Source organism: Streptomyces sp. NPDC052036 (assembly GCF_040680495.1).
In the GTDB taxonomy this organism is placed as follows: Bacteria; Actinomycetota; Actinomycetes; order Streptomycetales; family Streptomycetaceae; genus Streptomyces.
In genome coordinates, this window is sequence record NZ_JBFAWW010000013.1 from 119674 (window position 1) to 132917 (window position 13244).

9 protein-coding genes and 1 tRNA gene are annotated in these 13244 nt (G+C 70.5%); 5 read left to right on the plus strand and 5 right to left on the minus strand.

Annotated features, from left to right (window positions below):
- Positions 1 to 4 precede the first annotated feature (4 nt).
- From AB0L95_RS19850 to sucC, 4 genes are all read right to left on the minus strand, one after another.
- A tRNA-Leu gene (locus AB0L95_RS19850) sits at positions 5 to 89 on the minus strand.
- Positions 90 to 312: 223 nt separating this feature from the next.
- Positions 313 to 1854, minus strand: coding sequence for an aldehyde dehydrogenase family protein (locus tag AB0L95_RS19855; protein WP_365162983.1), 1542 nt, complete (start codon positions 1852 to 1854; stop codon positions 313 to 315).
- A gap of 192 nt (positions 1855 to 2046) precedes the next feature.
- Positions 2047 to 2979, minus strand: coding sequence for a succinate--CoA ligase subunit alpha (gene sucD / locus AB0L95_RS19860; RefSeq protein ID WP_365162985.1), 933 nt, complete (start codon positions 2977 to 2979; stop codon positions 2047 to 2049).
- Positions 2980 to 2990: 11 nt separating this feature from the next.
- Complete coding sequence (sucC, locus tag AB0L95_RS19865) at positions 2991 to 4121, minus strand: ADP-forming succinate--CoA ligase subunit beta (RefSeq protein WP_365162987.1); 1131 nt, start codon at positions 4119 to 4121, stop codon at positions 2991 to 2993.
- A 144-nt stretch (positions 4122 to 4265) separates the two neighbouring features.
- Between sucC and AB0L95_RS19870 the strand changes: the two genes are divergently transcribed.
- The 5 genes from AB0L95_RS19870 (at position 4266) to AB0L95_RS19890 (ending at position 12319) form a co-directional block, all read left to right on the plus strand.
- A complete protein-coding gene (locus AB0L95_RS19870) occupies positions 4266 to 5948 on the plus strand; it encodes a thiamine pyrophosphate-binding protein (protein ID WP_365162989.1) in 1683 nt (560 codons plus the stop codon).
- Positions 5949 to 5960: 12 nt separating this feature from the next.
- Positions 5961 to 7190, plus strand: a complete 1230-nt coding sequence (gene frc / locus AB0L95_RS19875) for a formyl-CoA transferase (RefSeq protein ID WP_365162991.1) — start codon at positions 5961 to 5963, stop codon at positions 7188 to 7190.
- Positions 7191 to 7194: 4 nt separating this feature from the next.
- Positions 7195 to 9339 (plus strand): acetate--CoA ligase family protein, encoded by a 2145-nt coding sequence (locus AB0L95_RS19880; protein ID WP_365162993.1) that lies wholly within the window; start codon positions 7195 to 7197, stop codon positions 9337 to 9339.
- A 129-nt stretch (positions 9340 to 9468) separates the two neighbouring features.
- The gene (locus AB0L95_RS19885; RefSeq protein WP_365162995.1) at positions 9469 to 10896 is read left to right on the plus strand and encodes an OFA family MFS transporter; all 1428 of its coding nucleotides are present in this window, start codon (positions 9469 to 9471) and stop codon (positions 10894 to 10896) included.
- A gap of 1 nt (position 10897) precedes the next feature.
- Positions 10898 to 12319: an OFA family MFS transporter gene (locus AB0L95_RS19890; protein ID WP_365162997.1), complete on the plus strand. Its 1422-nt coding sequence runs from the start codon at positions 10898 to 10900 to the stop codon at positions 12317 to 12319.
- A 112-nt stretch (positions 12320 to 12431) separates the two neighbouring features.
- Here the strand turns inward: AB0L95_RS19890 and AB0L95_RS19895 are convergent, their stop codons facing one another.
- Complete coding sequence (locus tag AB0L95_RS19895) at positions 12432 to 13109, minus strand: GntR family transcriptional regulator (RefSeq protein ID WP_365162999.1); 678 nt, start codon at positions 13107 to 13109, stop codon at positions 12432 to 12434.
- Positions 13110 to 13244 lie beyond the last annotated feature (135 nt).

A 13244-nucleotide genomic window follows, 5' to 3' on the forward strand; every position in this document is an offset into this window, starting at 1 on the left:
CGAGTGTCCGAGGGGGGACTTGAACCCCCACGCCCGATAAAGGGCACTAGCACCTCAAGCTAGCGCGTCTGCCATTCCGCCACCCGGACCAGGTGTCTGCCGCCTGGCCGGGGGTGTTCCCCGCGGCGACAGGGACAACAATACCAAGGTTTCGGAGCGCCCTTCACCTGCGTATTCCGGGCCCTGGGCGGGCCGCGGCGCGCGCTCACCCGACGTGACACACGGCTGCCCCTTCACGCGAGGCCCAGGTCAGCCGGAGGCCGAAGGGTGCCGGGCGCCGCTCGCTTGAAGTGCGCGGCGCCCGGCCGTGCGTCACGGCATCAGCTGGTACTCCGGGAAGTTCCCCGGCAGCCGCTCCCCCGCCGGTCCCCGGGTCACCGCACGGACGAGCAGGTCGCCGCCCACGAAGGCGCCGCGCCAGGACGCGCCGAAGCCGCCGAACAGTTCGTCGCGGTCGCCCCGGGAGCGGGGTTTGCCGTGGCCCACCTTGAAGGCGCGGATCTGCGGGGCCAGGCGGTCGTAGGTCTCCCGGTCGTCCGTCGACAGCGTCGCGACGAGGGCTCCGTTCGACGCGTTCATCGCCGCCAGCAGCTCCGCCTCCGTGTCGACCAGGACGATCGTGTCGACCGGGCCGAACGGTTCCGCGTGGTGCAGCGGGGAGGACGGGGGCGGGTTCAGGAGGGTCACGGGGTGGACGTAGGCGGAGGTGTCCTGGCCCGGCAGGAAGCGCGCGTCCGCCGCGCGGCCCCGGTGCAGGGGGATCGCGCCGCGGTCGATCGCCTCGGCCACCTGGTCCGCCAGTTCCTTCGCCTTGGCCGCGTTGATCAGCGGACCGAAGTCCAGCTCCGGGTACGGGTCGTCGCGTTTCTCCACCGCGAGGGGGTGCCCGATCCGGACGCGGCGCACCGCCGGGAGGTACGCGGCCAGGAACTCGTCGAACAGGGAGCGCTGGACGACGAAGCGCGGGTAGGCCGTGCAGCGCTGTTTGCCGTAGTCGAAGAGCTTGGGGACGACCGCGGTGAGCGACTCCCAGTCCGAGTAGCCCCAGATGCCCCAGGTGTTCAGGCCCTCCTGTTCGAGGATGTGCCGTTTGCCCAGGTCGGCGACCGCGGTGGCGACCGCGGCGCCGGTGTCCCGGCCGCCGACGAAACTGACACAGCCGATCTCGGGCGCCCGCACGAGCGCCTCGGACAGTTGGCCTCCGCTGCCGCTGACGAGCGTGACGGGGATGCCCTCGCGCGCGGCCAGCGCACAGGCCAGGGTGAGGCAGGCTACGCCGCCGTCGGTCGGGGTCTTGGCGATGACCGCGTTGCCCGCCAGGGCCTGGACCAGCAGGGCATGGACCAGGACGCTCATCGGGTAGTTCCAGCTCGCGATGTTCGACACCGGGCCGTCCAACGAGGACCGCTCGCCGATCATCGGTTCGATTCCGTCGACGTACCAGCGCACACCGTCGATGGCCCGGTCCACGTCGGCCTGCGCGAGCCGCCAGGGTTTGCCGATCTCCCAGACGAGGAGGAGGGCCAGCAGTTCGCGGTGTTCCGTGAGGGCGTCCAGGGTCGCGGCGACCCGAGTCCGGCGTTCGGACAGGGGCAGTCGGCGCCAGGCGCGGTGCTGGTCCAGCGCGGCGCGCACGGCACGGTGAGCGCTGTCGCTGTCCAGGCGCGGCGGGCCCGCGATGGGACTGCCGTCGACGGGGCTGGTGGCGGGCAGCGGCCGGCCGTCGGCCTGCCAGGAGGAGTCCCAGAGGTTCAGGACACGGTCGTCCCGGAAGGCCTCGGGGGCGACGGCGAGGCAGCGCTGCCAGGCGTCGTACCAGGAGGTACCGGATTTGAGGGTGAGGGTGGGTGCCATTCGATTGCTCCGCTCTCGGTGCACAGTCGGGGGCGGGTCGTGCATGGCTCGTCTCGTGTCACACGTACACGATGAGGATGTCGGTGTGTCCGTATATACGAGTCCGTGCGGACAAGCCTGTATGACCGTGTCCGTACGGGTCAGTGGGTACGACGCTAGCGAGCCGTCGCGATACCTGAAAGTGACCTCGCCTCAACTATGAGTGACGTCACGCCCGGCTTCCAGCAGGGTGCGCACCAGGCGCGCCGTCTCGGTGGGGGTGTCGCCCACCTTCACCCCTACCCCTTCCAGCGCTTCCCTCTTCGCCTGCGCGGTGCCCGAGGAACCGGAGACGATGGCGCCCGCGTGGCCCATCGTCCTGCCCTCGGGCGCGGTGAAGCCCGCGACGTAGCCGACGACCGGCTTGGTGACGTGGTCGCGGATATACGTGGCGGCCCGTTCCTCCGCGTCGCCGCCGATCTCGCCGATCATCACGATCAGTTCCGTGTCGGGATCGGCCTCGAACGCGGCCAGGCAGTCGATGTGGGTGGTGCCGACGACGGGGTCGCCGCCGATGCCTACACAGGTCGAGAAGCCGATGTCCCGTAGTTCGTGCATGAGCTGGTAGGTGAGCGTGCCGGATTTCGACACGAGACCGATGCGGCCGGGCCCCGCGATGTCCGCGGGGATGATGCCGGCGTTGGACCGGCCGGGGCTGATCAGCCCGGGACAGTTGGGGCCGATGATCCGGGTGCGCTTGCGCCGGGCGTACGCGGTGAAGGCCACGGAGTCATGGACCGGGATGCCCTCCGTGATGACGACCGCGAGGCCGATGCCCGCGTCGGCGGCCTCCATGACCGCGGCTTTGGCAAAGGCGGGAGGCACGAAGACGACGCTCACGTCGGCGCCGGTCGCCTCCCTGCCCTCGCGGACCGAGCCGAAGACGGGGATCGCGCCGGGGGCACCTGGCAGGTCCCCGACGCGCCCGGGGATCTCGAAGTCGACCGTGCGGCCCGCCTTGCGCGGGTTGACGCCGCCGACGACGTTCGTGCCGGCCGCGAGCATGCGGCGGGTGTGTTTCATGCCCTCGCCCCCGGTCATGCCCTGGACGAGGACCTTGCTCTCCTTGGTGAGGTAGACGGCCATGTCGGGCTCCTTCAGCCGGCGGTGGCGAGTTCGGCGGCCCGGCGTGCGGCGCCGTCCATGGTGGCGGCCTGCTGGACCAGCGGGTGGGCGTACTCGGCGAGGATCGCCCGGCCGCGGGCGGCGTTGTTGCCGTCCAGGCGGACCACGAGCGGCCTGGTCGGGGGGACCTCGTCCAGGGCGCGCACGATGCCGTCGGCGACCGCGTCGCAGGCGGTGATCCCGCCGAAGACATTGACGAGGACGGACCTGACGGCCGGGTCGGACAGGATGACGGAGAGGCCGTCGGCCATGATCCGGGCGGAGGCGCCGCCGCCGATGTCGAGGAAGTTGGCGGGGCGGGCGCCGCAGCGCGCGACGACGTCGAGGGTCGACATCACAAGACCCGCGCCGTTGCCGATGACACCCACCTCGCCGTCCAGTCTGACGTAGTGGAGGCCCTTGGCGGCGGCCGCCGCCTCCAGCGGGTCGTCGGACGCGGTGTCCTCGGCGCCCCAACGGTTCTGCCGGAAGCGGGCGTTGTCGTCCAGGGTGACCTTGCCGTCGAGGGCGACGACGGCGCCCTGTGCCGTCCGCACCAGGGGGTTGACCTCCACCAGTACGGCGTCCTCGCGGACGAGCACGTCCCAGAGCCGTACGAGTACATCGACGGTACGGGCCGGCAGTCCCGCGGCTTCGGCGATCTCGGCTGCCTTCGAGGAGGTGACGCCCTCCGCCGGGTCGATGGGCACGCGTGCCACCGCCTCGGGACGGCGGGCGGCGACCTGCTCGATGTCCATTCCGCCCTGCGCGGAGGCGATCGCGAGGAAGCGGCCCGCCGCGCGGTCGAGCACATAGGAGACATACAACTCCTGCTCCACGTCGACCGGTTGGGCCAGCATCACTGCGCCCACGGTGTGCCCCTTGATGTCCGCCCCGAGGATCTGGCGGGCCGTCAGTTCGGCGGCGGCCGGATCGGCAGCGAACTTCACGCCGCCCGCCTTGCCCCGGCCGCCCGTCCTGACCTGCGCCTTGACCACGACACGCCCGCCGAGCCGCCGGGCGATCTCCCGGGCCTCCTTGGACGAGTCCGTGACCTCGGCCCTCGGGACGACGATGCCGTGTTCCGCGAAGAGTTCCCTTGCCTGGTGTTCGTACAGGTCCATCTCGGCTCCTGTCTGGAAAGTGCCGCACGCCCCCTGGACACCACCCACCGGATGCGGGATAACAAGCTTCATACAGTATTCGTCGACTGTATGCAATGTACCGCGAGCGCGTTCCCACCCCCTACGAAGGGACAGGACTTCGCCATGCCCGACGACACCCAGGACCCGATATCCGGTGGTCATCTCGTTGCCAAGGCGCTGAAGGCCGAGGGCGTCGACCGCATCTACACCCTGTGCGGCGGCCACATCATCGACATCTACGACGGCTGTGTGGACGAAGGCATCGAGGTCGTCGACGTACGTCACGAGCAGGTCGCCGCCCACGCCGCCGACGGCTACGCACGCATCACCGGCAGGCCCGGCTGCGCGGTCGTCACGGCGGGTCCCGGCACGACCGACGCCGTGACGGGGGTCGCCAACGCGTTCCGTGCGGAGTCCCCGATGCTGCTGATCGGCGGTCAGGGGGCCCTCAGCCAGCACAAGATGGGGTCCCTGCAGGACCTGCCGCACGTCGACATGATGACGCCCATCACCAAGTTCGCGGCGACCGTGCCCGACACGGCGCGCGCGGCGGACATGGTGTCGATGGCGTTCCGCGAGTGCTTCCACGGCGCGCCCGGGCCCTCCTTCCTGGAGATCCCGCGCGATGTCCTGGACGCCAAGGTGCCGCGGGAGAAGGCCCGGGTGCCCCGCTCCGGCCACTACCGTGCCTCCACCCGCTCGGCCGGTGATCCCGAGGCCGTCGAGCGGCTCGCGGATCTGCTCGTGCACGCCGAGAAGCCGGCGATCCTGCTGGGCAGCCAGGCGTGGACGACTCGGGGGACCGAATCCGCCGTCGACCTCGTACGCACCCTGAACATCCCGGCGTACATGAACGGTGCCGGGCGCGGCACGCTGCCGCCGGGCGACCCGCACCACTTCCAGCTCTCGCGCCGCTACGCCTTCTCGCACGCCGACGTCATCGTCATCGTGGGTACGCCCTTCGACTTCCGCATGGGCTACGGCAAACGCCTCTCCCCCGACGCGACCGTCGTCCAGATCGACCTCGACTACCGGACCGTCGGCAAGAACCGGGACATCGACCTCGGCATCGTCGGCGATGCGGGCCTGGTCCTGAAGTCGGTGACCGAGGCCGCCTCGGGACGCGTCAACGGCGGGGCGTCCCGGCGCAAGGAGTGGCTCGACGAACTGCGGGCCGCCGAGCAGACCGCCATCGACAAGCGGCTGCCGCAGCTGAGGTCGGACGCCTCCCCCATCCACCCGTACCGGCTCGTCAGCGAGATCAACGACTTCCTCACCGAGGACTCGATCTACATCGGTGACGGCGGCGACATCGTCACCTTCTCCGGTCAGGTCGTCCAGCCCAAGTCACCCGGCCACTGGATGGACCCGGGTCCGCTGGGCACGCTCGGCGTCGGCATCCCGTTCGTGCTCGCGGCCAAGCAGGCGCGCCCCGACAAGGAGGTCGTCGCCCTGTTCGGCGACGGGGCGTTCTCCCTCACCGGCTGGGACTTCGAGACCCTCGTCCGCTACCGCCTTCCCTTCGTCGGCATCGTCGGCAACAACTCCTCGATGAACCAGATCCGTTACGGCCAGGCCCAGAAGTACGGGCGGGAGCGCGAGCGGGTCGGCAACACGCTCGGCGACGTCCCCTACGACGCGTTCGCCCGGATGCTGGGCGGTCACGGCGAGGAGGTCCGCGACCCGGCCGACATCGGCCCCGCGCTGCGCCGGGCCCGTGAGTCCGGGAAGCCCTCGCTGATCAACGTCTGGGTCGACCCGGACGCGTACGCCCCCGGAACCATGAACCAGACCATGTACAAGTGAGGAGCGCTTGTCATGACCAAGGCTCTCGACGGCATCCGCGTCCTGGACATGACCCATGTCCAGTCCGGACCCTCCGCGACCCAGCTCCTCGCCTGGCTCGGCGCGGACGTCATCAAGCTGGAGGCGCCGACCGGTGACATCACGCGCAGGCAGCTGCGCGACCTCCCGGACGTCGACTCCCTCTACTTCACGATGCTCAACTGCAACAAGCGGAGCATCACCCTCAACACCAAGACCGAACGCGGCAAGGAGATCCTCACCGAGCTGATCCGGCGCTCCGATGTCATGGTCGAGAACTTCGGCCCGGGCGCGGTCGACCGGATGGGCTTCACCTGGGACCGCGTCAGGGAGATCAATCCACGGATCGTCTATGCCTCCATCAAGGGGTTCGGCGAGGGCCCGTACACCGCGTTCAAGGCGTACGAGGTCGTCGCGCAGGCCATGGGCGGGTCGATGTCGACCACCGGTTTCGAGGACGGGCCGCCGCTCGCGACAGGGGCCCAGATCGGGGACTCGGGGACGGGTGTGCACGCCGTGGCGGGGATTCTCGCGGCGCTGTACCAGCGGGAGAAGACCGGGCGTGGGCAGCGGGTCAACGTGGCCATGCAGCACGCTGTACTCAATCTGTGCCGGGTGAAGCTGCGCGATCAGCAACGCCTGGCACAGGGGCCGCTCGCTGAATATCCCAACGAGGACTTCGGCGAGGAGGTTCCCCGCTCGGGAAACGCGTCCGGCGGCGGCCAGCCCGGCTGGGCGGTCAAATGCGCCCCGGGCGGACCCAACGACTATGTGTACGTCATCGTGCAGCCCGTCGGCTGGAAGCCGCTCAGCGAGCTGATCGGCCGGCCGGAGCTGGCCGGCGACCCCGAGTGGGCCACCCCTCAGGTCCGGCTGCCGAAGCTCGGCAAGATGTTCCAGCTGATCGAGGAGTGGTCGTCGACCCTGCCCAAGTGGGAGGTCCTGGAGCGGCTGAACGCCCATGACATCCCGTGCGGGCCGATCCTGTCGACCAAGGAGATCATCGAGGACGAGTCCCTGGCCGCGAACGGGATGGTGGTGCGCGTACCGCACCCGGAGCGCGGCGAGTTCATCACGGTGGGCAGCCCGCTCAAGCTCTCCGACTCCCCCGTCGAGGTGACCGGTTCACCGTTGCTCGGCGAGCACAACGAAGAGGTCTACGTGGGCGAGCTCGGCCTCGGTGACGAGGAGTTGCGCCTGCTCAAGTCGAACGGGGTGATCTGACGTGATGACAGAGGACCGGGCGCTCAGGGTACGTGCCCTGCTCGACTCGGTGCGGGCCGAGGGACGCACCGCGCTGACCGCGCCGGAGGGCAAGGTGATCGCCGACGCGTACGGCATCGCCGTACCGGGCGAGGAGCTGGCGCGGGACGTGGACGAGGCGGTGGCACACGCGGCGCGGTTCGGCGGGCCCGTCGTGATGAAGATCGTCTCCCCGGACATCCTGCACAAGACCGAGGCCGGCGGAGTCGTCGTCGGTGTGGCGGGCGCGGCGGAGGTGAAGACCGCGTTCCACACGATCGTCCGCAACGCCCGCGCGTACGACCCTGAGGCGCGGGTCGAAGGGGTCCAGATCCAGGAACTGCTGCCGCAGGGCCAGGAAGTCATCGTGGGCGCGGTGACCGACCCCACCTTCGGCAAGATCGTGGCCTTCGGGCTGGGCGGCGTGCTCGTCGAGGTGCTGAAGGACGTGACCTTCCGGCTCGCGCCCGTGGACGCCGACGAGGCGCTGTCCATGCTGGACTCCCTCCGCTCGGCCGAGATCCTGCGCGGGGTGCGCGGGCAGCCGGGCGTGGACCGGTGGGCGATCGCCGAGCAGATCCGCCGGGTCTCCCGACTGGTCTCCGACTTCCCCGAGATCGCCGAGGTCGACCTCAACCCGGTGATCGCCACCCCGGACGGCGCGGTCGCGGCGGACATCAGGGTGATCCTCTCCGAGGCGCCCGAGAAGGAGCGCCGGCACTACACGCGCGAGGAGATCCTCACCTCCATGCGCCGGTTGATGCAGCCGTCCTCCGTCGCCGTGATCGGCGCCTCCAACGAGCCGGGCAAGATCGGCAATTCGGTGATGCGCAACCTCGTCGACGGCGGCTTCTCCGGGGAGATCCACCCGGTGAACCCCAAGGCCGATGACATTCTGGGCCGCAAGGCGTACAAGAGTGTCACGGACGTTCCCGGTGAGGTGGATGTGGCCGTCTTCGCCATCCCCGCCGCCCTGGTGGCCGGGGCGCTGGAGGAGGTGGGGCGCAAGAGGATCCCCAACGCGGTCCTGATTCCCTCCGGGTTCGCGGAGACCGGGGAGCACCGGCTCCAGGCGGAGATCGTGGAGATCGCCGAGCGGTACGGCATCCGGCTGCTGGGCCCGAACATCTACGGCTACTACTCGACGTGGCAGGACCTGTGTGCCACGTTCTGCACGCCCTACGACGTCAAGGGCGGGGTCGCGCTGACGTCGCAGTCCGGGGGCATCGGGATGGCCATCCTCGGCTTCGCCCGCACCACGAAGACGGGTGTGTCGGCGATCGTCGGCCTCGGCAACAAGTCGGACCTGGACGAGGACGACCTGCTGACCTGGTTCGGCGAGGACCCGCACACGGAGTGCATCGCGATGCACCTGGAGGACCTCAAGGACGGGCGGGCGTTTGTGCGGGCCGCCCGGGAGACCGTCCCCAAGAAGCCCGTGGTGGTCCTGAAGGCGGGCCGGACCGCGGCCGGCGCCCGGGCCGCGGGATCGCACACCGGGGCGCTCGCGGGCGACGACGCCGTGTACGACGACATCCTGCGGCAGGCCGGTGTCATCCGGGCTCCCGGCCTGCACGACATGCTGGAGTACGCGCGCGCGTTGCCGGTGCTGCCCACCCCCGAGGGGGACAACGTCGTCATCATCACCGGGGCCGGCGGCAGCGGTGTGCTGCTGTCGGACGCGGTCTCCGACAACGGACTGACCCTGATGGATATCCCCCCGGACCTGGACGCCGCCTTCCGGGAGTTCATCCCGCCCTTCGGGGCCGCGGGCAACCCGGTGGACATCACGGGCGGCGAGCCGCCGTCGACGTACGAGGCGACGATCCGGCTGGGCCTGGCGGACCCGCGCATCCACGCGCTGGTCCTCGGCTACTGGCACACCATCGTCACCCCGCCCATGGTGTTCGCCGAACTGACCGCGCGCGTGGTGGCCGAGTTCCGGGAGCGCGGCATCGAGAAGCCGGTGGTGGCGTCGCTGGCCGGGGACGTCGAGGTGGAGGAGGCCTGCCAGTACCTGTACGAGCGGGGCGTCGTGGCGTACCCGTACACGACCGAGAGGCCGGTGGCCGTGCTCGGCGCGAAGTACCGCTGGGCGCGGGCGGCCGGGTTGCTGGGAGGCGGTTCATGAGGTGAGTGAGCACGGGGGCCGCCGACGGTGCGCGCCGGCGGCCCCCCGGACCCGCACGCGCACGCGCACGAAAGGCATGGGACAGGGGGCGCTGGCCAGAACTTTCGACGCAAGGGGTGCTGGGCACACATGACATCCACCGATCTACCGACGTCCGTCCCCTACCGGGAGGTGACGGACCGCAACGGCCGGGTGTACCGGATCGGCGAGAGCGACATCGGCATCATGGGCCGTTCCCGTATCTGGATGATCGTCCTGCCCTGGGTGGGCATGACGGCGATCGGCGCCGCCGCGTACGCGTTGGCGTCGGCGCAGGACACGTTCCACGCGGCGCAACTGTGGCGCGATGGGCACATCTACCGGCTGCTGGCCGTCTGGGTGTTCTTCCAGGCGGCCGTGGCCTTCCCCGCCGGCCGGTTGCGGGAGAGCGGCAGGCTGCCCGCCCGTACGGCCATGGCGGCCGGGGCGTGCGCCATGCTGCTGGGCTCTCTGGCAGCGGCGTTCGCCCCGCACAGCACCGTCGGACTCCTCGGCTTCGGCGTGTGCGGCGGCATCGGTGCCGGTCTCGTCCACGCGACCTGCGTGACCATGGCCGGCAAGTGGTACCCGGAGCGCAGGGGCGCCGGGACGGGCTTCGTGAGCGGCGGTTCCGCCTATGGGTCCGTGCCCTTCGTGTTCCTGTTCACCTCCGTGCTCGACCCGCGCGGCCACACGGTGGCGCTCACCGCCCTCGGCGTGGGGCTGTGTCTGGTGGTGGCGGCGGTCGGCTGCTTCTTCGAGGATCCGCCGCGGAACTGGTGGCCGGCGCACAGGGCCCCGGTCCCGGGCGCCGTGCTCCGTCCGGACCGCGGAGACCCCGTGCCGGGCACGCGGGATGCGCGGATCCGCCGCGCTCTGGAGCGGAATCCCCCGGCGGTCAGGCAGTACTCGCCGAAGGAGGCCGCCCGCTCCCCGGTCCTGTGGCTGATGTGGCTCTGTCTGCCGGGCGCGGCCCTGATCGACGTCTTCGGGATCGCCTTCCCGGTGCCGTTCGGTGCGGACATGGGGTTCGCGGGCGGTGTCGTCGCCACGGCGATGTCCCTGACGGCGATCGTCAGCGGCACCGCGAGCGGCGTGATCGGCTGGATCTCCGACCGCTGCGGCCGGCGCACCACCCTGGTGGTGGTCTGTGTCGTGCTGGGCACGGCCCAGTTCGGCGTGCTGGTGTCGGGCCAGGCGGGCAGCGTGCCGTTCTTCCTCGTCTGCTCGATGGTCTCCGGGGTCGCCGGCGGCGCGGTGCTCCCGCTGATCGCGGCCATGACGGCGGACTTCTTCGGTGAGAACCACAGCGCCACCCACTACGGGATGGTCTACAGCTCGAACCTGATCTCGGGGCTCGTCGCCTGCGGTCTGGGCGCGGTCGTCGTCGGTGAGTGGGACTACCCCGGCGCGTTCGTCCTGGCGGGCTCCATCGGCCTGGCCTCCGCGGTCCTGGCCCTTTTCCTGAAGGCACCGGGCAGGCCGAACGCCCGGCGCATCGTCCCCAACCCGCATCCGCTCGGCGAGGAGATGGCGTGACATGACGGCAGACCCCATAGCCACGAACGGTTCGTCGGCCGGCCCCGGGGCCGCGGGCCGGGCCTATCGCGAGGTGACGGACGCCCACGGCCGTGTCTACCGCATCGGTGAGACCGACCGGGACATCCTCGGCCACTCCCGCAAGCTCATGGTGTATCTCCCGTGGATCGCCATGATGGCCATCAGTGTCTTCGAGTACGCGTACGGCTCCGCGGAGGACACCTTGTCCCACGCGCACGGCTGGACGCAGAGCAACACCTTCTGGATCCTCAGCGTCTGGGTGTTCTTCCAGGCCGGTATCGCCTTCCCGTGCGGCTGGCTGCGGGAGCGCGGGGTGCTGACCGCGCGCAGGGCGATGTTCCTCGGGTCCGGGATGTGTCTGGTCGGTTTCCTGGCCCTGTCCCACCTGAGCGACGTATGGGCGGCGATCCTGGGCTTCGGTGTGGTCGGCGGGATCGGTGCCGGTCTCGTCTACGCGACCTGTATCAACATGGTCGGCAAGTGGTTCCCCGAACGGCGCGGCGCGCGGACCGGGTTCGTCAACGGCGGCTTCGCGTACGGATCACTGCCGTTCATCTTCATCTTCAACTACGCGTTCGACACCGCGAACTACAACGAGGTGCTGGACCTGATCGGCTGCTACATCCTGATCGTGGTGGTGTGCTGCGCCTTCTTCTTCAAGGACCCGCCGAAGAACTGGTGGCCCGCGGACATCGACCCGCCGGCCTTGTCCAGCAGCGGGAAGAATGCGGCCGACCCCGCCAAGAACCCGCCTGCGGTACGGCAGTACACACCCGGGGAAGCCATCAGGACCGGCATGCTGCCCCTGATGTGGATCTCCATCGTGATGACGGCCGGGGTGTCGATCTTCGGGATCTCCTTCCAGGTCGACTTCGCCAAGGAGGTGGGCTTCGGACCGCTGGTGGCGGCGTCGTCCATGGGCGTCATGGGCGTCATGGCCGTCATCAACGGCATCGGACGCGGTGTCGTGGGCTGGCTGTCCGACATCGGGGGCCGTAAGCCGACCCTGGTGTTCGTCATCGTCGTCCTCGGCCTCGCGCAGTTCGGGGTGATCTGGGCCGGGGACATCAAGAGCGAATGGCTGTTCCTGTTCTTCGCGTTCCTCTCCGGGTTCGGCGGCGGTGCGTTCTACCCGATGTTCGCGGCGCTGACCCCGGACTACTTCGGGGAGAACTACAACGCCACCAACTACGGCCTGGTGTACAGCGGCAAGCTGGTCAGCGGTCTGTTCGGCGGCGGTCTCGGCTCGATGGTGGTGGCGGCCTGGGGCTACAACGGCGCGTACGCCCTGGCCGGGGGTGTCTCGATGGTGGCGGCCGCGATCGCCCTGCTGCTGCGGCAGCCGGGTCGGAGCCAGAAAGCGGCACCGGCCCCGCGGCCGCGGCCGCGGACGACCGGCTGACCGGAGCACTGCCCGGCCCGCTCACCGGTTTGCCGGCTGACCCTCGTGGGTCCTGTGGTGGCCTTCCCGCGTCCGGGAGGGCCACCGCTGTGTCGGCCGGTACCGGACGGGCTCAGGACTCCGCCCGGGCGTGGTACGACCGCCGGGTGTGCTCGGTGTGTTCGCGCATCAGCCCGGTGGCCCGCTGCTCGTCGCGGGCGGCGATCGCGGCGATCAGCTCCCGGTGCTCGGTCCAGGACCGCTGTCCCCGCTGCCGGGCGACCGGGGTGTAGTACCAGCGCACCCGCCGGTCGACCTGCGCGGCCAGCTCCGCGAGGACCGCGTTGCCCGCGAGCTCCATCACCTTCGTGTGGAAGCGGGCGTTCAGCGCGACCGCCCCGTCCACGTCGTCCTCGGCGACGGCACGCTCTCCCTGGGCGCACAGCTCCTCCAGGGCCGCGATGCCCGCGCTGCCCGCGTGCGCGGCGGCGAGCCGGGCGGCCTCGGCCTCCAGCAGCGTACGCACGGTGAGGAGCTGGTCGGCCTCCTCCTCCGTCGGCTCGTGCACGAACGCGCCCTGGGCGGGGCGCAGATCGACCCAGCCCTCGGTGTTCAGCCGCTGCAACGCCTCGCGCACGGGCTGCCGGGAGACACCGAGATGCCCGGCGAGTTCGCTCTCGACGAGGTGCTGGCCGGGCTGGAGGGCGCGGGTGGTGATGAGTTCGAGCAGCGCCTCGTAGACACGGTCGCGCAGCGGGCCGGGGCGCTCCAGCCTGGGCACCGCTCCCTGCGGCAGTCCTGTCGACAACATCGCGGTCCCCCTCCAGGGCAACGACGGCGCGATAGCCGGGAAGCCAGTATGGATTGTCTTTCGTCTACAGTCTACGGCGCGCAGGGGGGCCTGCCAGGGGGCGAATCGGTCGTTGTCGTCGACGGCCGCGGAGCG